The sequence below is a fragment of the Amycolatopsis rifamycinica genome (genome assembly GCF_000695625.1).
GTDB classification, from domain to species: Bacteria; Actinomycetota; Actinomycetes; order Mycobacteriales; family Pseudonocardiaceae; genus Amycolatopsis; species Amycolatopsis rifamycinica.
In genome coordinates, this window is sequence record NZ_JMQI01000077.1 from 188782 (window position 1) to 208491 (window position 19710).

16 protein-coding genes are annotated in these 19710 nt (G+C 72.3%); 4 read left to right on the forward strand and 12 right to left on the reverse strand.

Annotation, left to right across the window (positions count from 1 at the left end; all coding sequences use genetic code 11):
• Positions 1 to 39: 39 nt before the first annotated feature.
• From DV20_RS38065 to DV20_RS38085, 5 genes are all read right to left on the reverse strand, one after another.
• Positions 40 to 828 carry a TIGR03620 family F420-dependent LLM class oxidoreductase gene (locus DV20_RS38065; RefSeq protein WP_043788288.1) on the reverse strand — a complete coding sequence of 263 codons (789 nt, stop codon included), beginning with the start codon at positions 826 to 828 and terminating at the stop codon, positions 40 to 42.
• A gap of 69 nt (positions 829 to 897) precedes the next feature.
• On the reverse strand, positions 898 to 1944 hold the full coding sequence (locus DV20_RS43345) for a hypothetical protein (RefSeq protein ID WP_051736302.1): 1047 nt from the start codon (positions 1942 to 1944) through the stop codon (positions 898 to 900).
• Complete coding sequence (locus DV20_RS38075; RefSeq protein WP_043788289.1) at positions 1922 to 6391, reverse strand: coiled-coil domain-containing protein; 4470 nt, start codon at positions 6389 to 6391, stop codon at positions 1922 to 1924. Before DV20_RS38075 ends, DV20_RS43345 begins: the two co-directional genes overlap by 23 nt.
• 10 nt (positions 6392 to 6401) lie before the next feature.
• Positions 6402 to 7202 carry a hypothetical protein gene (locus tag DV20_RS38080; RefSeq protein ID WP_043788290.1) on the reverse strand — a complete coding sequence of 267 codons (801 nt, stop codon included), beginning with the start codon at positions 7200 to 7202 and terminating at the stop codon, positions 6402 to 6404.
• Positions 7202 to 8683: a hypothetical protein gene (locus DV20_RS38085; protein ID WP_043788291.1), complete on the reverse strand. Its 1482-nt coding sequence runs from the start codon at positions 8681 to 8683 to the stop codon at positions 7202 to 7204. The genes DV20_RS38080 and DV20_RS38085 overlap by 1 nt, the downstream gene beginning before the upstream one ends.
• Positions 8684 to 8745: 62 nt before the next feature.
• Here DV20_RS38085 and DV20_RS38090 point away from each other — a divergent pair, with 62 nt between their 5' ends.
• Both DV20_RS38090 and DV20_RS38095 read left to right on the forward strand, forming a co-directional pair.
• Positions 8746 to 9183, forward strand: coding sequence for a PPOX class F420-dependent oxidoreductase (locus tag DV20_RS38090; protein WP_043788293.1), 438 nt, complete (start codon positions 8746 to 8748; stop codon positions 9181 to 9183).
• 38 nt (positions 9184 to 9221) lie between these two features.
• A complete protein-coding gene (locus DV20_RS38095; protein WP_043788294.1) occupies positions 9222 to 10055 on the forward strand; it encodes a coproporphyrinogen III oxidase in 834 nt (277 codons plus the stop codon).
• A 296-nt stretch (positions 10056 to 10351) separates the two neighbouring features.
• Here the strand turns inward: DV20_RS38095 and DV20_RS38100 are convergent, their stop codons facing one another.
• Positions 10352 to 10720 (reverse strand): hypothetical protein, encoded by a 369-nt coding sequence (locus tag DV20_RS38100; protein ID WP_043788295.1) that lies wholly within the window; start codon positions 10718 to 10720, stop codon positions 10352 to 10354.
• Positions 10721 to 11211: 491 nt separating this feature from the next.
• A complete protein-coding gene (locus DV20_RS38105) occupies positions 11212 to 11820 on the reverse strand; it encodes a TetR/AcrR family transcriptional regulator (RefSeq protein ID WP_235191117.1) in 609 nt (202 codons plus the stop codon).
• Between the two features lie 70 nt (positions 11821 to 11890).
• Between DV20_RS38105 and DV20_RS38110 the strand changes: the two genes are divergently transcribed.
• Complete coding sequence (locus DV20_RS38110; protein WP_051736303.1) at positions 11891 to 12817, forward strand: sterol desaturase family protein; 927 nt, start codon at positions 11891 to 11893, stop codon at positions 12815 to 12817.
• Here the strand turns inward: DV20_RS38110 and DV20_RS38115 are convergent.
• Entirely contained in the window at positions 12767 to 13726 is a 960-nt protein-coding gene (locus tag DV20_RS38115) for a glucosyl-3-phosphoglycerate synthase (RefSeq protein ID WP_043788298.1), read from the reverse strand. The two genes, DV20_RS38110 and DV20_RS38115, sit on opposite strands and share 51 nt — an antisense overlap.
• A 179-nt stretch (positions 13727 to 13905) precedes the next feature.
• Between DV20_RS38115 and DV20_RS46290 the strand changes: the two genes are divergently transcribed.
• Positions 13906 to 14772, forward strand: coding sequence for a hypothetical protein (locus DV20_RS46290; RefSeq protein ID WP_200876584.1), 867 nt, complete (start codon positions 13906 to 13908; stop codon positions 14770 to 14772).
• Here the strand turns inward: DV20_RS46290 and whiA are convergent.
• The 4 genes from whiA to uvrC are packed head-to-tail and all read right to left on the reverse strand — an operon-like array spanning position 14738 to position 19568.
• The gene (gene whiA, locus DV20_RS38125; RefSeq protein WP_043788299.1) at positions 14738 to 15730 is read right to left on the reverse strand and encodes a DNA-binding protein WhiA; all 993 of its coding nucleotides are present in this window, start codon (positions 15728 to 15730) and stop codon (positions 14738 to 14740) included. The two genes, DV20_RS46290 and whiA, sit on opposite strands and share 35 nt — an antisense overlap.
• Positions 15730 to 16716 carry a gluconeogenesis factor YvcK family protein gene (locus DV20_RS38130; protein WP_043788300.1) on the reverse strand — a complete coding sequence of 329 codons (987 nt, stop codon included), beginning with the start codon at positions 16714 to 16716 and terminating at the stop codon, positions 15730 to 15732. Before DV20_RS38130 ends, whiA begins: the two co-directional genes overlap by 1 nt.
• Before the next feature lies 1 nt (position 16717).
• Positions 16718 to 17575 (reverse strand): RNase adapter RapZ, encoded by an 858-nt coding sequence (gene rapZ, locus DV20_RS38135; RefSeq protein ID WP_003101350.1) that lies wholly within the window; start codon positions 17573 to 17575, stop codon positions 16718 to 16720.
• A gap of 43 nt (positions 17576 to 17618) precedes the next feature.
• Positions 17619 to 19568, reverse strand: a complete 1950-nt coding sequence (gene uvrC, locus DV20_RS38140) for an excinuclease ABC subunit UvrC (protein ID WP_084093871.1) — start codon at positions 19566 to 19568, stop codon at positions 17619 to 17621.
• Positions 19569 to 19710: the final 142 nt, after the last annotated feature.

Here is a 19710-nt window from a genome sequence, read left to right on the forward strand (position 1 = left end):
AGGGCTCTCGGAAAGTCACGGCCACCTGCCGCTGGAGAACTAGGCCAGTGCCGTCACCAGCTCCGGCCACCACTCGCGGGGCACCTCGCCGGCCGGGACGACCACCTGGTCCGCGCCCGCGGCCCGGTACTCCCGCAGCCGGGCCACGACGGTGTCGAGGGCGCCCCAGGCCGTCACGCCGTCGATCAGGCGGTCGGAGAGGTCCGTGACGTCGGAGTCCGTGAAGCCCATGCGGCGCAGGTTGTTCGCGTAGCCGGGCACGCCGGCCAGGAACGGCAGCGAACCGGCGCGGACGGTGTCCCGCGCGGCCGTCGCGTCGGTCTCGGCGACGACGTTCACCAGCACGACGAGCTGCCGGTCCGGGCCGAGGATCTCGCGCGCCGAGGCGACGTAGTCGGTCGTCACCAGGTACGGGTAGGCGCCCGCCGCGCGGTCCCGCGCCAGTTCCAGCATCCTCGGGCCGAGCGCCGAGAGGATCCGGGCGGACGCGGGCACGGTGTCGTCGATCTCGTCGAGGTAGTCGTTCAGCGTTGCCAGCGGCCGGGGACCGTGCGCCCCGCCCAGGCCGACGACGAACCGCCCGGCAGGCAGGTCCGCGTACGCGCGCGCCACCTCGGCCGCCGGCACCCGGTCGACGGGCAGGATCCCGCTTGCGACCGGGATCTTCGCGGTCCCGTGGACCACCTCGGCGATCAGCGGCAGGTTGTTCCCCTGCCCGCCCGGCAGCCACAGCGTGGCGTAGCCCAGTTCCTCGAGTTCGGCGGCGGCCGCGACGGCCTCCGCCCCGGTCGTGTTCAGCGTCGCGCCCAGCGGCCCCAGCTTCGTCATGTGCGCGGCAACCCCGGACGAGGGCGGCTTGTTCCCGTCAGGCCGGTTGTTCGTCCTCGGCGGAATCGGTCACCTGACCGACGAATGCCATCGATCGCTCGCGGGCAGGGCCCGCATGCCGACCCACTCCTGCGCGATCCGCTGCCCTCGCATGAGAACCGCACTCGCCGACGCTCGCTGAGCGTCGTCGAGCCACCTGACCGCGGACTCGACTGTTTGCGGGCGGGGAGTCCGCTTGGCGTCGGCGGGCCGACCGACGTCGAGCAAAGCCGCGTACAGCGAAGTCGCGGGACGAACCTCCGGCAAGCCGAGCCTCTCGGCGATGATCGACGCGTGCCGGGGAATCTCCAGGCCGGCGACATCGAGGTCACCGAAGTAGCGGATCTCGCGCAGGGCCCAATCCGGGCTCACCGACCTGATCGCTGCCCTGAAGCTGGCTCCCGCTCCCCAAGCGACCCGGGCCAGCCGATGATCGCCCGGCAGGCAATCCAGGATGCAGCGGAACGTTGTGCTGTTTTCGACCACGAGCAGGAGGTCGCCGTTTCCCACCTGCTCGGTGTGGAGCGGTGGTGCCACAACGCGCGCACGAAGCACTTCGAGCATCTTGCGCTCTTGGGCGAAGAGGGGGCCGTAAAGGTACTCGTCCAGCTTCTTCTCGTCGTTGAATATTTCGAGCGAGCGTTCGCGTAGCGGGACGATCGGGCCGGCGCGATGCTTGAAGAGCCAGTCGTTGATCTGCGAGATGACACCCATCAGGGCGGTACCGCCGCGCAGGCCGCTGTTGTCGACCCAGCTGAGTCCCGGGTGCAGGACCATGCCGGGCTCACGCGACTTCGGTTCCTCCTCGACGACCAGCCAGACCTTGGCGGGCAGCCATTGGCTTTCATCCCGCCCCAAGCGGTCGAAGCCGGCACGGGCCCTGGGGAGCCTGACCAGATTCGCCTCCTGCAGTTCTTCGAGGTATCGACGCAGGAGCGGACGCCTCAGGTGACTCTCGTCGCCTTCCGGGTCGATCTGCCGGTAGGCATCGAGCAGAGCGGGCAAAGGAAGGCCCTTCTTGCGCCCCGCTCGTTCCTTCAGCGCCGCCAGGAGATCAGCTGCCCGCTGGCTCAACATCCTTGTCGGGCTCCCCCTGCTCGATATTCGTGTCACGGCTGAAGAGCCTGGTTGCGGAAAGCCGGCCGACGCCGTCGGGTTCGCCCAGCTCGTCGAGGTGCCTTCGGATCGTCGAGTCCACCGACAGGTACTTCCGGCCCGCCCGCAGGTCGGCGTCGTTGCGCAGCCGCACGATCAGCGGGAACTCCGACAGCGCGCCCGCGTCGAACAGGCCCGTCGTGTAGATCAGCTGGACGCCGAGCGCCTCCGCCACCGCCCGCTGCAGCTCCAGGAGGTAGCCCGCCGACGCGCGGCCGATCGGGTTGTCCAGGAACAGCACGCCCGAGTGCCGGTTGCGGGCCTTGCCGCGGTTGTTCGCGCGCAGCGCGGCCAAGGTGCAGTACAGGATGATCGCCGCGGTCAGCTGCTGGCCGCCCGAAAACACGTCGCGGATCTCCGAGACGCGCTGGCGTTCGGTCCGCAGCACCGAGTCCGGCTTCAGCATGTCGACGCGGAAGCCCCTGGGCGCCGCCGCCCGGACTCCGCGCAGGACCAGGGAAAGCCCGTCGCGCTTGACGTCCCGGCCGTCCGCGGTCCGGCCCACCGCCGCCTCGTCGACGACCTCGCCGAGCTTCTCGGTCAGCGCGTTGTCCTCCAGCTCGGTGAACCGGATGCGGAGGAACTCCTGCCCGGACCAGTCGCCGAGGCCGTCCGGCAGCCGGGAGACGCGCTGCGCCGACCGCAACGTCCGGAGCGCGCCGTCGACCATGCCCTGCAGCCGGGTGATGATGCCCCCGCGGTGCCGATCGATCTGCGCGAGGTCGTCGGTCAGCGACCGCAGGCGCGGCCGCAGCGCTTCGGCCCACTCGGCGGCGTGCGCCGGGAGCTGGTCGCGCTTGACCGAGATGACCTGCTGCCGCACCGGCGTGCTGAGCTTCTCGAACCGCTTCTCCGTCGCGTACTGGGCGAGCTGGTCGGCGGCCGCGCGCACCCGCCGGTCGCCGGCGTCCGCGGCTTCCTGCGCCTGCCCCAAAGTGGCGTTCAGCCGCGCGTGCTGGGCTCGCGCGGTGTCGACGTCGCCGTCGTAGGGCGCCGCGTCGGTGTCGGTCACCAGGTGGGCGAGCGACTCGGCGAGCAACGCGAACCCCGAGGCCGAAGTGCGCGCCGACGCCAGCGTCGCTTCCGCGGCCGCCCGGCGCTCCTGCAGCTCTTCCCACTTCCGCGCGGCCGCCGACGCCTCCAGCCCGGCCGCGTCGATCAGCTCCAGGCCGTGCTCGATGTCCCGCGGCTTCTCGCCGGTGACGCCGTTCTGCAGCGGCAGCGCGTCCAGCTCGGCGCGCCGGGTCGAGACGAGCCCGATCGCTTCGGTCCGCTCGTCCTCGAGGCCGTCGACGACGCGGCGAGCCCGGGCCAGCGCGGCCGCCCGGGCCGACGCGTCGGAGCCGTCCGGCGTCTCCAGCAGCTCGGCGGCCCGCGACCGGACCGCCTCCTCCATGGCCTCCACGGCCGAACCCGCCGCGGCTTCCGCGGACTCGGCCTGCTCCAGTTCGCTCCGCAGGTCGCTGCCGACCTCGACCTTCGCGTACGCCTCGGACGCCGACGCGTACGTCCGGCGCAGGGCGTCCACCGGCTCGGACGGCACCGGGCCGTCCGCGGCGCCGGCCGCCCCGGGCACTTCGGCCAGTTCGGCGCGCGCGGTGGTCGCGGTCCGGCGGTGGCCGTCCGCGGTGCGCTGCTCCTCCCCCGCCTGCTCGCGCAGCCGCGCGGCCTTGCCCGCCGCGTCGGACGCCTGGAGGTCGGCGCGCTCGGCGATCTCGGTCGCCCGCTCGGCCTCTTCGGTCCACTGGGCGATCCGGGCGCTGCGGACGCCCAGCTCACCGAGCCGCCGGGCCTTCTCCTCGGCCTCGGCGGCGGCCGCCCGCAGCTCGGGGACGCGCTCGCGCAGCGAGACGGCTTTTTCGCTCAACCGCGCGAATTCCGCGTCGGCCTGCGCCAGCGCCGTCCGCGCGGTTTCCCGCGCGGTCCGGGCGGCCTGGGCCTGTTCGGCGAGGGTCGCGATGGCGCCGGGCGGGTAGTCCTCGCGCCAGGTCGTGAGCTTCCACGTCAACGCGCCGTCCGCGGACAGCTTGGCGGACAACGCTTCGAGGCGCCGCTGCCGCTCGCTGTGCCGCCGCGCGACGGCTTCCCGCTCGGCGTCGGCGGCTTCTTCGTCGTACATCGCGGGGTTCGGCGGCACGAGGAACTCGACGCCGGGCGCCGCGGGGACCTCGGCCTGCAGGGCCTCGGTGGTGCCGACGGCGATGATCGCGCTCGGCAGCAGCCGCCGCTTCGTCAGCACCTCGCGGGCGCGACCGGCGTGCGCGGCGTCGTTCAGCAGGACGCCGGACACCAGCTGCGGCAGGCTTTCCAGCACTTCGGCGCGCCGGGAAGCGTCCAGTTTGGACAGATAGCGCCAGCCGGACCACGCGGTGATCCCGGCCTCTTCGAGCGCGTCCAGTGCGGCCTGGACGTCCTCGGGCGGCGGCAGCAGCCCGCCGGAGCCCAGCGCGGCCAGGGCCCGCTCGTCGGCGGACTCCTCCATCCGCAGCGCGGTCTGCTCCTTCTCGACGGCCGCGCTCGCTTCGCGCAGCCGTTCCAGCAGCACCGGAAGGTCGCTTTCCAGGTTGACGTCGTCGGCGCCGAGCAGCTCGACCAGCCGGCTTTCGGCGGCGAGGGCGTCGGTCCGGCGGTGGGCCCGGTCGAGGTCCTCGGTGGCGCGTTCCAGGCGGTCCTGGGTGGTGCCGGCGAGCTGGTGCGCCTCGTTGACGGCCCGTTGCGCCGCCTGGAGATCCGCGCCGACGCGGTCGAGTTCCTGGTCACGCCGGACCAGGTCCGCACCGGCCTGCTCGGCTGCGGCGCGCGCGGCCCGCGCGGCCTCGGCGACGTCGGCGCCCGCAGGCAGCAACCCCGCGCGAACCGCCGCCTGGACCTCTTCACGCAATTCGGTGATCCGCGCGGTCAGCCCCCGCGCTTCGGCCCGGCGCGCGGCCGCGAGGTTCGCGGCCTCGTCGCGCTCGGTCTGCGCCTTCTCGGCTTCGGCCCGCAACGCGCCCGCGTGCGCTTCGGCCTTGTCGGCCTGCCGCTGGGCGTCCTGCGCCAGGGCGTGCAACCCGCGTGCGAGCGCCGCAGCGGCGTCATTGCGCGCTTGCAGTGCGGGCCGCGCCTTTTCTTCACGGCTGCCGACGAGTTCACGCAGGTCCTTCGCCTTGCGCGCCGCGTTCACCGCGTTGAGGACGGTCGCCGTCTCGCGCCACGCCTCCGCCTCGGTCTTCGCCGCGGCGAGCTCGGCGTCGACGCGCTTGCGGGCCTCCTGGGCCTCGTCTAGTCGCAGCACCGCGACCAGGCGACGCAGCTCGGTGACGGCCGCGGTCAGCCGCCGGTGGTCGCCCTCGGCAAGCTTCTCCGCGGACTTGACCTCGGTGACGTGGTCTTCGAGCCCGGACAGCCGCGCGTTCTCGAGCTCGTTGCGCGCGACGACCCGCCCGGCCAGCTCGGCCATGTCGGCCTTCGCCGATTCGGCGATCTTCCGCGACTCCGCGGCGACGCCTTCCTCGGCGGCCAGCGGTCCCAGCAGTTCCAGGGCGCCGGCCACGAAGTCGCGTTCGGCCAGGAGATCCCCGCGCTGGGCGAGGTTGTGCGCGTAGACCGCGACGACCTCGGCGAGGTCCTTCGGCTCCTCCTCGGAGATCACCGCGCGCAGCAGGAACTCGACGAAGGCGTCGTCGGTGCCGAAGGCGAACGCGTCCGCCGCTTCGCCTTCACCCGCGTTCATCGCCCGCTGGTAGCGGAAGAGCTCGGTGTCGAGGCCGAGGCTGTCGAGACGGCCGGTCCACTCGTGGTGGCGGCGGGTCCAGGACAGTTCCAGCTCGGGTTCGGCCAGCTGGGCCGCGGTGAGCTTGTCGTGGAAGCCGGACATGGTGAGCAGCCGGCCGTCCTGGGTCATCGGCAGCGAATCGAGCCCCAGCGCGGCGGTCGGGCGGAAGCAGTACCAGGAGTCGACGAGGTTCTCGGAGTCGGCGGACACGACGTGCCCGCGCCACTCCGACACCTTGCCGGTGATGATGCGGTGGCCGCTTTCGACGTGCAGCCACTCCAGCACGACGTGCGAGACGTCCTTGGCGGCGACGAACTTCTCGAGCACCTTCGTGCTGGTGGTGCCGACGACCTGGCGGCGCCCGGGCAGCATCACGGAGAAGATCAGCTTGATGAGCACCGACTTGCCGCCGCCGTTCTCGAGGAACAGCACGCTCGCCGGCGACGGGCGGCGCAGCTCGGCCGGGCCGGTCGCGTGGATGCCCGCGCTGAACAGGGCGTCCTGCTTCGGCGCGGTGATCTTGGCGCCGACGCCGCTGAAGTCGAGGACGACGTCCTGGTAGCGGGCACCCGCGGGGCCCACCGAATGCAGGCGGACCCGCGAAAGCTCGTACATCGATTCCCCTCTACAGCGTGTCGGACGCCGCTGCGCGCAGCGTGCCCCCGGCGGTCGCGACGGCCACGACGTCGAGCGCGAGCAGGTCGTCGAAGGCGGCGTCGGCGGCGAGTTCGCGGACCTGGATCTGGTACCGCGGGGTGGTCCGGTAGGTGCCGCCCTGCTCGTCGCTGACCGGGACCAGGAAGCCCTGGTCGGCGAGGAACCGCAGGGCGCGGCTGACCATGCCGCGGGTGGTGTCGGCGGCCAGCCTGCCGTCCTTGGTGGCGGCCGCGGCGGGACGGCGGGTGTAGGCGCGCCAGGCCTGTTCCAGCTCGGGCGCGTCGGCCAGGGGGTCGTTGTTGGCTTCGGCCGCCGCGGCGCGTTCGTCGAGCATGCGGGCGGCTTCGCGGACCATCGCGTCGACCTGCTCGACGCTGACGCGGCCGATGTAGGTGTCGTTGGCCAGGTCGTCGGGGCGCGGGTAACCGAGCGCCGCGGTGGCGAGGTGGATCAGGCCGTGCAGGACCTTCTCGGTCTCGCGGCGCTCGCGGATCTTGGCCTGGCGGGCGTAGGAGTCCATCTTGATCTCGAAAACGGACTCGTCGGTGGCCGCCAGTACCGCGCCGGCCTGCTGGTTGACCTCGAGGACCATGAGGCCGAGCCCGGCCGCGACGGCGTGGGTGAGGGCCTTGAAGGCGTTGTCCTCGCCGTAGCGGCGCACGAGGTCGCCGTAGACGACGTCACGCGCGGGCAGCTGCTTCGGCCGCATGCCGAAGGCGACCAGCCGGGCCGCGGCCTCGGCGTCCACGCTGCTGTGGGACAGCGCCATCAGGCGACCTCCTCGTTTTCTTCCTCGTCGGCGCGCTCGACGGCGGCCGTGGACAGCAGCAGGTCGGCGCCGCCGAATTCCGGGTCGTCCAGGAGGGTGCCGTCGTCGACGGCGAGCAGCACCTGCCGGTCGCCTTGGCGGCGGGCCGCGCCGATCCCGGGACTGTAGGCGTGCACCGCCCGCAGCGCGACCAGGGCGGCGAGGCCGGGCTGGCGGCTGCGGCGGGCTTCGTCGAGCAGGCCGGACAGCCGCCGCGGCACCTCGGGCAGGTCGAGCAGCTCGTCGGCGGCGCGCCAGACGTCGTCGCCGAACTTGTCGGTGACCTCGGCGGGCATGAGTTCGGGTTCCGGGATCTCCCCCACCAGCTGGTCGCGCTCGGGGGCGGGCCGCAGCAGCAGTGAGACGAGGGAAGACAGCGACGGCACCACGGGCGCGGTGATGCCGGCGGCGGCGTGGAAGAAGTGCTCGACCGGCGTGACGGCGTCGGCCAGCGGCAGGCCGAGGGTGGGGACGAGGAGCTGGCCGAACAGGTCCAGGGTGGCGCGCTGGGGCGGGCCGGAGAACTGCTGGCGGTCCTGCTCGGCGCGGAAGACCGCGCCCGCGTCGGCGAGCCGGGACTGCAGGCGGGTGTGGCGGCGGATGCAGTCGCCGACGATGTCGACGAGTTCGGCGGCGCGGCGCTTGCGGTCGAGGTCCTCGGTCTCGTCGCGGGCGGTGGTGATGTTCTTGAGGATGGCGTTCTCGGCGCGGAACCGGGCCTCGATGTGGCCGAGCGCGCTGTCGAGCAGCTCCGGGACCTCGCGTTCCCAGTCGACCGAACGGACGTCCCGGCGGGTCGCGTCGAGCTTCGCGCGCAGCGTCTCGCCGTACTGGACGGTCCGGTAGCGCGCCTGCTCGGCGGCGAGCTTCGCGTCGGCCAGGCGACCCCGCGCGATGAGGTTCTCGAGCTTGACCTCGGCGGCGATCTGCGCCGACTCGACGTCGGTGTCGAGCGCGCCGACCAGGACGTTGATCGCCTCGTCGGTGGCGCGCAGGTAGACCTCGCCGTCCGGCGCGGCCAGCTCGACCAGCAGCTTGAAGTCGAACTGACGCCGCTGGTAGCCGCCCGGTCCGATCGAGCCGTAGACGCGCCGGAAGCCGCGGTCGGTGGTGCCGACGTTGATCAGGTTGTCCAGGACCCACTTGGCCACGCGGACGTGCTCTTCGGGCATCCGCGACGGCGCCTGCTGGGCGATGAACGGCAGCAGCCGGTCGATGACCTCGTCGTGGCCCGCGCCGGTGTCGAAGTCCATCGCGATGGTGACCTGGTCGATCGTGTGCAGCGCGATCTCGGCCATCTGGTAGATCGTGGCGTCGGCCCAGTCGAGCTTCGCCTTCCGCGCGTCGAGGTCGTGCAGCGGCGCGGTGCAGGCCAGCGCCTTGAGGCGGCGTGTCAGCCCCTCGTCGGCCAGGCCCGGTCCCCCGGTCTCGTCGTCTCGCACAGCAGGCCAGGCTAGTCGGCCACCCTCCGCGCACGCGCGGGTGACAGGCTAACGTCGTTCGCATGCGTGAGATGAGCCGTGACGAGTGGTGGAAGTTCGCGTCCGAAGGCACCCGGACCGGCATGTTGGGCCTGGTCAGGGCCAACGGCGCCCCGATCGTCACCCCGATCTGGTTCCTGCTGAACGAAGGCCCGGACGGCGACGAGCTGATCTTCACCACCGGCACCGACACGCTCAAGGGCAAGGCCATCGCCCGCGACGGCCGCATCTCGCTGGCCGTCGACGACCAGAAGCCGCCGTACTCCTACGTCCAGTTCACCGCCGAGGCACGGCTCACCCACGACCTGGACGACATGCTCGAGTGGGCGACGAAGCTGGGCGGCCGGTACATGGGTGCCGACCAGGCCGAGGCGTACGGCAAGCGCAACGCCGTCCCCGAGGAATCCCTCGTCCGGGCCAAGATCACCCAGGTGATCGCCCGCGCGGACATCGCCGGCTGACCCCGTTTCGCTGGTAATCTGCCCCTGGGGGTGGGGGCATGCCTTCGGGAGACAGACGGGACGCCGTCAAGGCGATCTTCAGCGCCGGGCAGCGGGAGCTGGTGGCCGAGCTGGAACGCCTCGACGGCCGTGCGCGCTTCGGCCGGTCCGGCCGCACCAGGCGGCTGGAGAACGGTGCGGTCTTCGAACGTGCCGTGGTCAGCGCCGCCTTTTCCGACGAGTTCTTCGCCGCCGGGCTGTCGGTCGTGCTGCACCCGCGCAATCCGTACGTCCCCGCGTTCCAGGCGCACTTCCGCTACCGCGAAGCCGCGGACGCGTGGTGGTTCGGCGGCAGCCTCGACCTGCTGCCCTGCTACGGCTTCGCCTCGGACGCCACGCACTTCCACCGGGTGCTGAAGAACCACTGCGACACGCTCGACCCGGCGTTCCACGCGCAGGCGAAACGGGCCTGCGACGACCGTTTCCGGCTGCCGCACCGCGACGAAGCCCGCGGCGTCGGCGGCGTCCTGTTCGACCACCTGAGCCTGCCCGGCCCGGACGGCTGGCGGCGCTCGGCGGCGTTCATCGCGGCGGGCGTCGCCACGGTCGCCCCGGCGTACTTCCCGATCGTCCGGCGGCGCAAGGACGTCCCGTACGGCGAGCGCGAGCGGCAGTGGCAGCTTCACCGCCGCGGCCGGTACGTGGAGTTCACCCTCGTCCACGACGCGGCGACCGCGGTGCAGGCCGACGCCGAGGCGATCCTGACGGCGCTGCCGCCGTCGGCGCGGTGGGAAGCGGAGTTCACGCCCGAGCCGGGGAGCGCGGAAGCGGAGCTGGCGTCGTTCCTCGTCCCGCGCGACTGGGCGGCCGAAACTGTCGGTGCCAACCGGTAGCGTCGAAACCGGGGGGCGCCCCGCTGAGCGGGAAACCGTTGGCACGGCGGGCAACGATCGTGTCGGGTATTGACAGCGTCCACTCGGAAGGTGTGTGATCTGCCCCTAGATAGGAAACTTTCCTAACTATTGTCGGCGTGGTCCGCCGGGCAGCAGTTGTTCACCACGCGGACCAGCGCGGCGGGCACGCCTCGACGCCGGACAACGTGTCCGTGCGGCGGCGCGGCAGGTCGAGCGCGGCCGCCGGAAAGCCGCGGCAGGGGTGACCGGAGCGGCGCCGGTCACCCCTGCCGCCCTTACTGCGACTCCGCCACCCGGCGCAGGTGGGCGTCGACGTCGAAGCCGTGTTCCTCCAGCCGGCGACGGGCCAGCAGGAGCTCGTCGGGGGTGAACAGCTCGGCGTACTCCTCGCGGAGCATCACCGCCTCGGAGCTGCGGCCGAGCTGGTTCTTCTCCCAGAGCACGGTGAACCCGCCCGCGGTGCCGGCCCCGCGCAGGAGCAGCCGGGCCGCTTCGACGCCGCCGTGCTCGCGCACCATGCGTTCGAACTGGGCGGGGCGGTAGCCGTAATCCTTGGCCAGCACCCGGCAGCCGTCGAGCAGGTCCTCGGTGAACCGCGCGGCGAGCCGGGGATCGGCCGGGACGGATGCGGCTGGTTCGGGCATGGGGAGACCTCTCGACGCGACGGCTTCCCAGATTAATCGCGGGCCGGACCGGTTTCGCTACGCCATTCGAGCCACGAATCTGCGACAAACACTCTCCGTGTCGGCAGAACCGGGCAAAAATGACTAATCGCAGTCTGCCGGCGCCCTCGGCCATGCCGACCGGCCTGCGAACGGTGCCGCACGGCGACGTTCACGTCCACTATGGACAGATCTACGTCCACGGCGAGGCCGACGGGCGGTTCGAGGGTGGCCTGCACGCGTGCTTCGCCGCGCCCGCTGCGGGAGTTCGCCGAGGTCGATCGTCGGCTGGTGGGCGCGCGGCCGGTTCGGAGGTCCGGCGCGCGCTCGCCCGCCGGATCGCCCACCTCGCGTTCGAATGGGCCGGGCTCGACGGCGTCGGCTGGATCGCCGACGCCCTGCGCGCCCTCGACGAGGCCGAGGTGCGGGCGGTGCCGGCCGGACTGATCGCCGGCAACCGACCCGGCCGCGGCTCACCAGCCGAACAAGCCGCCCATGATCCGGGCGCAGCGGGCCGTCATCGCGTCGGCGTCTTCGCCGGGGCGGTCGATCCACCAGCTGATCAGCGAGTCGACCACGCCGGTCCACACCTGGGCGACGGCCTCGATGTCCGCCGGGTCCGCCAGGCCGCGGGACGTCAGCAACTGCGTCGCCCCGAGCACCGCGAAGGCGTCGAGCCGGCGGCGGTAGTCCGCGGCCGCGGCGGCGATGTCGCCCGTCGAAGGCACCGTGGCGTCGCGCAGGAGGCGCCAGGCGTAGCGGTCGTGGTCGAACGTCGTGAAGATCGCCGAGAGCACCTTCAGGGGCATCTGGTCGGGCTCGCCGCCCGCCGCCATGGTCGCCGCCACGCCGTCGGTGAGCCGGCCGCCCGCGCGGTGCAGGCAGGCCAGGTAGAGCCCGTCCTTCGAGCCGAAGTACTGGTACAGCAACGGCTTCGTGACCCCGACCCGGCGCGCGATCTCGACCATCGACGCGCCCGCGTACCCGGCGCGGCCGAACTCCTCGGTCCCCGCCACGACGAGCTGGGCCTCGCGCTCTTCGCGCGGCATCCCCTTGGTCCCGACCGGCCTTGACTCCGTCACACGGCAGAGCCTACCGTGCGTAAAGTGACCCAAGGGTAAGTTACCGCATGGTCAGATCCAAGGAGGCGACGTGGCCGAGTTCCTGGCGCACCTGCGCGACCCCGTGTTGTTCGCGATTCCGGTGTTCCTGCTGTTCGTGACGATCGAAATCGTCGCGGTGCACGTGCTCGGCCACGACGACAACGTCCTCGGCTACAGCGTCGCCGACACCCGCACGAGCATGCTGATGGGCACGGTCGCGGTCGGCGTCAACGCGCTGTTCCGGCTGGTCATGCTGGTCGTGTTCGCGGCTCTTTTCGAGCTGGCCCCGGTCAGGTTCGACCCGCGCGACTGGTGGACGTGGGTGCTCATGCTGCTCGGCCAGGAACTCGTGTTCTACGCCTACCACCGGGCCAGCCACCGCGTGCGCCTGCTCTGGGCCGGCCACCAGGTGCACCACTCCAGCGAGCACTACAACTTCTCGACGGCGCTGCGCCAGAAGTGGACCCCGTACTTCCAGCTGCCGTTCTGGTCGGTGCTGGCCCTGTGCGGCATCCCGCCGTGGATGATCCTGACGGGCCTGTCGATCGACCTGGTCTACCAGTTCTTCGTGCACACCGAGAAGGTCGGCAAGCTGCCGCGCTGGTTCGAGTACGTCTTCAACACCCCGTCCCACCACCGCGTCCACCACGGCAGCGACCAGGCGTACCTGGACTCCAACTACGGCGGCATCCTGATCATCTGGGACCGCCTGTTCGGCAGCTTCGTCCCCGAAGGCAAGCGGCCGACGTACGGGCTGACGAAGAACATCGGGACGCACAACCTGCTGAAGGTCGGCTTCCACGAGTACGGCTCGATCCTGCGCGACCTCCGTACGGCACGGACTTGGCGCGAGCGCGCGGGGTACGTGTTCGGGCCACCCGGCTGGCAGCCCGCCGGCGCGCGGCTTCAGCCGGCGCCGCCTGGGCTACGCGATGTCCCGCAGGGCCAAGCTGTTCAGGGGCGGCCGCTGCGGTGAGGTGAGATCGGTCAGCACGATCTCGCGCTCGACGCCGGGCGAGGTCCCGCGGCGGAACTGCGCGAGCAGGGTCGCCGGCGGGGCCGCCGTGACCATGCGGCCGTGGCGTTCCAGGCGGTCGAACAGCGTCTGCATGATCTGCCCGGACATCCGGCCCAGCGCCTGGGTGCTCTGGTGGCGGTGCGCGCGGTGGCCGAGGTCCACCTGGGCGAGTGCGTCGAGGCCGCGCTCTTCGAGCAGGTCGATGAGGTGCCCGATCTCGACGCCGTAGTTCGCGACGAACGGGATGCTCTCCAGCACCTCGCGGCGGCCCGCGTACTCGCCGGCCAGCGGCTGGACGAACCCGGCGAGCTCCGGCCAGAACATGTTGAGCAGCGGGCGGGCGACCAGCTCGGTGACCCGGCCGCCGCCGTCGGCCTCGGCGCCGAGCGGGCGGTGGTAGAAGCCCTTGACGTAGGCCACCGTCGGGTCCGTCAGCAGCGGGCCGAGCAGGCCGGTGACGTAGCCGGTGGTGAAGTCGTGCAGGTCGCCGTCGACGAAGACGACGAGATCGCCGGTCGTCGCGGCGACGCCCTTCCACAGCGCTTCACCCTTGCCCGCCAGCCCGCCGAGCTCCGGGAAGACGGCGTCCTGCGCGACGACGGTGGCCCCCGCGGCCGCGGCCACCTCGGCGGTGGCGTCGGTGGACCGGCTGTCGACGACGAGAATCTCGTCGACGAGCACGCCGTGCAGCTCGTCCCGGATCGCCGTGACGATCGCGCCGACGGTGGCTTCTTCGTTCCGGGCCGGGATGACCACGGACACCGTGGTGCCGCCCTTGGCCGCGACGAGCTCCCGGGTGGTCCAGTCGCCGGCCTTGCTGCTGCGCCGGGCGAGCCAGGTGCCGATCTCCGGCGAAACCTTCAGCATGCGCTTCCCCTTCCCTCGTTCGCTTCCGAGGTTCCGGGTGCCGCGTTTCGGGCACCGCTCCGCGGCGCTACCGCGGTGTTACGAGATGGCGGATCGCGTTAACGCGGCGGGCGGAAAACCGGCTGACCGGCGGCCGCCCCCGCTCTAGGCTCACGGCGAACCGAGGGGAGGAACCACGAGTGCCCGACGCGATCCGGCCGTTCCGCTGGGACCTGGTGCGGCCCGACCACCTCGGCTCCCTGCTCGACGGCCTCCCCGAGCCGGACCTGTGGTTCCTCGACGAGCTGACCGGCTGCGCCGCCAAGGTGCTCGCCCGGTCCGAGGACGGCGAGCTCCACTTCGTCGGCCGGTCCGCCGACTCCGTGTTCGACCTGCTCGGCGGCGCCCTGCCGGACCCGGGCCGGCTGCACCTGCTGCCGCTGTCCACCGGCTCGATGGACGGCTGGCCGCACGACCGGCTCCACCCGGCCGAGATCGCGCAGCTGCGGGCGAACCTGGCCGCCCACGGCCTCGCCCCGGACGCGCTCGCCCGCGGTTCCCGGCCCGTCGTGTTCGTCGACGTGGTGTCCTCGGGCCGGTCCTTCGGGCAGCTGATCGGCCTCCTCCGCGACTGGGCCGCCGACGACCGCGCGGACTGGGCGGCCGCCGTGCGCCGGATCCGGATCCTCGGCCTGCCGCGTCGCACGCACACCAGCCCGCACACCCGGCGGTGGCAGCAGCACGCGGAGTGGACGCACGAGCTGCCCGCCGGGGCGATCCGGAACATCTCGCTCGAGAGCGCGGTGTTCAGCTACTTCGCCGACCACCAGCAGAAGCTGACCCGCTCCTTCGGCCGGTACCTGTGGGCCGCCGAAGAGGTCCGCGAGCCGGCCCGCGACCACCGCACCCGCCGGGCGCTGGCCGAAGCCGTCGCCATCGTCGAAGCCGGGCGCACCCCGGCCGTGCGTGAACGGCTCGCCCGCACCATGAGCCGCGAACCCGCCATCGCCGAGCCGTGGCTGCGGGACCTCGTCAGGCGTCTTCTTCTTCCAGCATCTCCGGGGTGACCGCCGACTCGGTGTCCGGGATGTTCAGGTCCTTGGCGCGCTTGTCCGCCATCGCCAGCAGGCGGCGGATGCGGCCCGCCACCGCGTCCTTCGTCATCTGCGGGTCCGACAGCTGGCCCAGTTCCTCCAGGGACGCCTGCCGGTTGGACAGCCGGAGCCGGCCCGCCGCCAGGAGGTGGTCCGGGGCCGTGTCGCCGAGGATCTCCAGGGCGCGCTCCACCCGGGCCGCCGCCGCCACCGCCGCGCGGGCCGAGCGGCGCAGATTCGCGTCGTCGAAGTTGGCCAGGCGGTTCGCCGTCGCGCGGACCTCGCGGCGCATCCGGCGCTCTTCCCACTGCAGGACGCTCGCGTGCGCGCCCAGGCGGGTCAGCAGCGCGCCGATCGCGTCGCCGTCGCGGACCACCACGCGGTCGGCTCCCCGGACTTCGCGGGACTTCGCCTGGATGCCCATCCGGCGCGCCGCGCCCACCAGGGCCAGTGCCGCCTCCGGGCCCGGGCACGTCACCTCGAGCGACGACGAGCGGCCCGGCTCGGTCAGCGACCCGTGCGCGAGGAACGCGCCCCGCCACGCCGCTTCCGCGTCGGCCACTCCCCCGGACACCACGGCCGCGGGCAGCCCGCGCACCGGGCGGCCGCGCTGGTCGATCAGCCCGGTCTGACGGGCCAGGCCCTCACCGTCCTTCACCACGCGCACGACGTAGCGGGTGCCCTTGCGCAGGCCGCCGCTGGCGGTGATGACGTGGACGTCCGAGTGGTGGCCGTACAGCTCGTGGATCTCCTTGCGCAGCCGTCGCGCGACCGAGCCCGTGTCCAGCTCCGCCTCCACGACCACCCGGCCGGCCACGATGTGCAGCCCGCCGGCGAAGCGAAGCAGCGACGCGACCTCCGCCCGGCGCGGCCCGATCTTCGTGATCTCCAGCCGGCTCAGCTCGTCCTTCACCGCGGCGGTCATCGCCATTACTGCCCCTCCCTGCCTTTCGCTCCTCCCCCGTGCTCCCCGCCGAGACCGAGAGCCTCCCGCATGCACAACGCGAGCGCATCAGGATCATGCCGTCCCGCCACTTCGGGGTCGGCCACCGCCCCCAGGTGCGCCCGGCCGCCCAGCCGTTCCGCCGCGCGCCGGAGATTCGCCGGGTCGGGCACGGAATCGCGGTCCGCGATCACCGCGTCGACCCGCAGATCGGGCGCGTGCTCGAAGAGTACGTCGAGATGGCGCTCCGGAGAGAATCCCGCGGTTTCCCCCGGCTGGGGGACAAGGTTGAGCACCAGCACCTTCGTCGCGGGCGTGCGCACGAGCGCGTCGTGCAGTCCCGGCACGAGCAGGTGCGGCAGCACGCTGGTGAACCACGAGCCCGGCCCGAGGAACACGACGTCGGCGGCCAGCACGGCGTCGACGGCTTCCGCGCACGCCTGCGGCGGGCGCCCCGACCGGCCGGGCGTGTGCAGGCTGACCCGCTGCACCTGCCCCGGCGTCGACGCCACCGCGACCTGGCCGCGGATCGTGCGCACCGCCGCCGGGTCCTCGCTGTCGAGACCGCTGACCAGACCCACGATCTCCAGCGGCTCCGGCGACATCGGCAGCACCCGGCCCGAGACGCCCATCAGGCGGCAGGCCTCGTCGAGCGCGGCGACCGGATCGCCGAGCACCTCGAACAGCCCGGCCAGCAGCAGGTTCCCCACCGCGTGCCCGGCCAGTGCGCCGTCGCCGCCGAAGCGGTGCTGGAAGACCTCGGCCCACAGCGTGCCGCCGTCCTCGGCGGCGAAGGCGGCGAACGCCTGCCGCAGGTCGCCCGGCGGCAGCAGGCCGAGTTCGCGCCGCAGCCGGCCGGACGATCCGCCGTCGTCGGCCACGGTCACGACCGCGGTGACGTCGGGGGTCACCCGCCGCACCGCGGACAACGTGGCGTGCAGCCCGTGGCCGCCCCCGAGGGCGACCGCGCGCACGTTATTCACGACCAAGGTCGCGGTGCACCACCTTCACGGCCATACCGTCCTCTTTGGACAGCCGCTGGGCGAGCTCGACGGACAGCGCCACGCTGCGGTGCTTGCCGCCGGTGCAGCCGACGGCCAGCGTCAGGTACCGCTTGCCCTCGCGCTTGTAGCCGGCGCCGATCAGCCGCAGCAGCTGGTGGTAGCGGTCGAGGAACTCCTCGGCGCCCTCCTGCGAGAGGACGTAGTTGCGGACCTCGCCGTCGAGGCCCGTGTGTTCGCGCAGCTCCGGGATCCAGAACGGGTTCGGCAGGAACCGGACGTCCATCACCAGGTCGGCGTCCATCGGCAGGCCGTACTTGTAGCCGAAGGACAGCACGGTGACCCGGGTCTGCGTGCTCGCCTCGGAGCCGAACGCGTCCTCGATCTTGGCGCGCAGGTCGTGCACCGACAACGACGACGTGTCGAGCACCAGGTCGGCCTCTTCGCGCAGCGGCTCCAGCAGCGTCCGCTCCGCGGTGATGCCGTCGGCGAGCCGGCCGTCGCCCTGCATCGGGTGGCCGCGGCGGACGGCCTCGAAGCGCCGCACCAGCACGGCGTCGGTCGCCTCCAGGAACAGCACCCGCGGCTTGTAGCCCCGGGCGTCGAGGTCCTTGATCACCGAGGCCAGGTCGTCGGTGAAGGCGCGCGAACGCACGTCCATCACCACCGCCACCTTCGTGATCGCGCCGCGCGCCTGCGCGCCCAGCTCGACCATGGTGGCGATCAGTTCCGGGGGCAGGTTGTCGACGACGAACCAGCCCAGGTCCTCCAGGCACTTGGCCGCCGTGCTGCGGCCCGCGCCGGAGAGCCCGGACACCACCGCGACCTCCATGCCGGATCCGCGGATTTCTTCTTGCGCACTCACTGTCTTTCCCTTACTCCCCTGGTTTCGGATCGGCGCCGGTCTCCCCGGCCAGCGCCGCCACCACGGCCTCCGCGGTGCGCCTGCCGAAGCCGGGCACCGCCTCGATCTCTTCGATCCTGGCCTGCTTGAGCTTCTTCACCGAGCCGAAGTGCTTGATCAGCGCGGTGCGGCGAGCCTGCCCCAGCCCGGGCACACTGTCCAATTCGGACGTGATCAGCCGCTTGGAGCGCTTCTCGCGGTGGTAGGCGATGGCGAAGCGGTGGGCTTCGTCACGCAGCCGCTGCAGCAGGTACAGCCCCTCCGACGTCCGGGGCAGGATCACCGGATCGGGGTCGGCGGGCAGCCAGACCTCCTCGAGCCGCTTGGCCAGCCCGACCACCGAGATGTCGGTGATGCCGAGCTCGGCCAGCACGTCCGCGGCCGCGGTGGCCTGCGGGCCCGCGCCGTCGACGACCAGCAGGTTCGGCGGGTAGGCGAACTTCTTCGGCCGCCCGGTCTCCGGGTCGAGGCCGGGCTTGCTGGTGTCCTCGGCGGTTTCCTTGAGGTAGCGGTAGAAGCGCCGCCGGACGACCTCGGCGATCGAGGCGACGTCACCCTCCGTGGCCGCCTCCCGCAGCGCGAAGCGCCGGTACTCGGACTTGCGGGCGAGCCCGTCCTCGAACACGACCAGCGACGCGACGACGTCGCTGCCCTGGATGTGGCTGATGTCGATGCACTCGATGCGCAGCGGCGCGGTGTCGAGGCCGAGGAATTCCTGTAGCTCGGTCAGCGCCGCCGAGCGGGCCGTGAGGTCGCCGGCGCGGCGCAGCTTGTGCTGGGTGAACGCCTCCCCCGCGTTGCGCTGCACGGTCTCGGCCAGCGCCTTCTTGTCGCCGCGCTGCGGCACCCGCAGCTGGACCCGCGCCCCGCGCAGCCCGCTGAGCCACTCGGCGACCGCCTCGGCGTCGGCGGGCAGCTCCGGCACCAGCACCTCGCGCGGGACGACCGGCCCGGCGTCGACGTCGTCGCGCGCCTCCAGCTCGGCCTCGGCGCCGTAGAACTGGGTGAGGAAGTGGTCGACCAGCGCCGGGACGTCCATCTCCTCGGCCTTGTCGATCACCCAGCCGCGCTGGCCGCGGACCCGCCCGCCGCGCACGTGGAAGACCTGGACGGCGGCTTCCAGCTCGTCGTGGGCGAAGGCGACGACGTCGGCGTCCGTGCCGTCGCCGAGCACCACGGCCTGCTTCTCCATGGCGCGCCGCAACGCGCCGAGGTCGTCGCGCAGCCGGGCGGCGCGCTCGAACTCCAGCTCTTCCGAGGCGGCGGCCATCTCGGCTTCGAGGCGCTTGATCATGACGTCGGTCTTGCCCGCGAGGAAGTCGCAGAAGTCTTCGACGATGTCGCGGTGCTCGTCGGCCGAGACGCGGCCCACGCACGGCGCCGAGCACTTGTCGATGTAGCCAAGCAGGCAGGGCCGGCCGATCTGGCCGTGCCGCCGGAACACCCCGGCCGAGCAGGTGCGGGCCGGGAAGACGCGCAGCAGCAGGTCGAGCGTCTCCCGGATGGCCCACGCGTGCGCGTACGGGCCGAAGTACCGGACGCCCTTCTTGCGGGCGCCGCGGTAGACGTGCAGGCGCGGGAACTGTTCGTTCAGCGTCACCGCGAGCATCGGGTAGCTCTTGTCGTCGCGGTAGCGGACGTTGAACCGCGGGTCGAACTCCTTGATCCAGTTGTACTCGAGCTGCAGCGCCTCGACCTCGGTGGTGACCACGGTCCACTCGACGCTCGCGGCCGTGGTGACCATCTGCCGGGTGCGCGGGTGCAGCCCGGAAAGGTCGGCGAAGTAGGAGTTCAGCCTGCTGCGGAGGCTTTTGGCCTTGCCGACGTAGATGACCCGCTTGGTCGCGTCACGGAACTTGTACACGCCAGGGGCATCCGGGATGCTCCCCGGCGAGGGACGGTAGGTGGTCGGGTCAGCCACGTTGTCAAGACTATGGGGCGGCACCGACAGTTTTCGCACACCCCCGCCGCTGCCCCATCGGAAGTAGGGTGTTCGTCCGCTTCCGACCTTCGTCGGTGTCCACACCTGTGACGCGGTGGTTACTTTCCGACGGCCGATCCGG

Coding starts and splice junctions, on each gene's coding strand:
- DV20_RS43345 (WP_051736302.1), bottom strand. CDS start 1,944: ATGTTGAGCCAGCGGGCAGCTGATCTCCTGGCGGCGCTGAAGGAACGA.
- DV20_RS38115 (WP_043788298.1), bottom strand. CDS start 13,726: ATGCTGAAGGTTTCGCCGGAGATCGGCACCTGGCTCGCCCGGCGCAGC.
- rapZ (WP_003101350.1), bottom strand. CDS start 17,575: ATGGAGGTCGCGGTGGTGTCCGGGCTCTCCGGCGCGGGCCGCAGCACG.
- DV20_RS38075 (WP_043788289.1), bottom strand. CDS start 6,391: ATGTACGAGCTTTCGCGGGTCCGCCTGCATTCGGTGGGCCCCGCGGGT.
- DV20_RS38095 (WP_043788294.1), top strand. CDS start 9,222: ATGCCTTCGGGAGACAGACGGGACGCCGTCAAGGCGATCTTCAGCGCC.
- DV20_RS38100 (WP_043788295.1), bottom strand. CDS start 10,720: ATGCCCGAACCAGCCGCATCCGTCCCGGCCGATCCCCGGCTCGCCGCG.
- whiA (WP_043788299.1), bottom strand. CDS start 15,730: ATGGCGATGACCGCCGCGGTGAAGGACGAGCTGAGCCGGCTGGAGATC.
- DV20_RS38090 (WP_043788293.1), top strand. CDS start 8,746: ATGCGTGAGATGAGCCGTGACGAGTGGTGGAAGTTCGCGTCCGAAGGC.
- DV20_RS38080 (WP_043788290.1), bottom strand. CDS start 7,202: ATGGCGCTGTCCCACAGCAGCGTGGACGCCGAGGCCGCGGCCCGGCTG.
- DV20_RS38065 (WP_043788288.1), bottom strand. CDS start 828: ATGACGAAGCTGGGGCCGCTGGGCGCGACGCTGAACACGACCGGGGCG.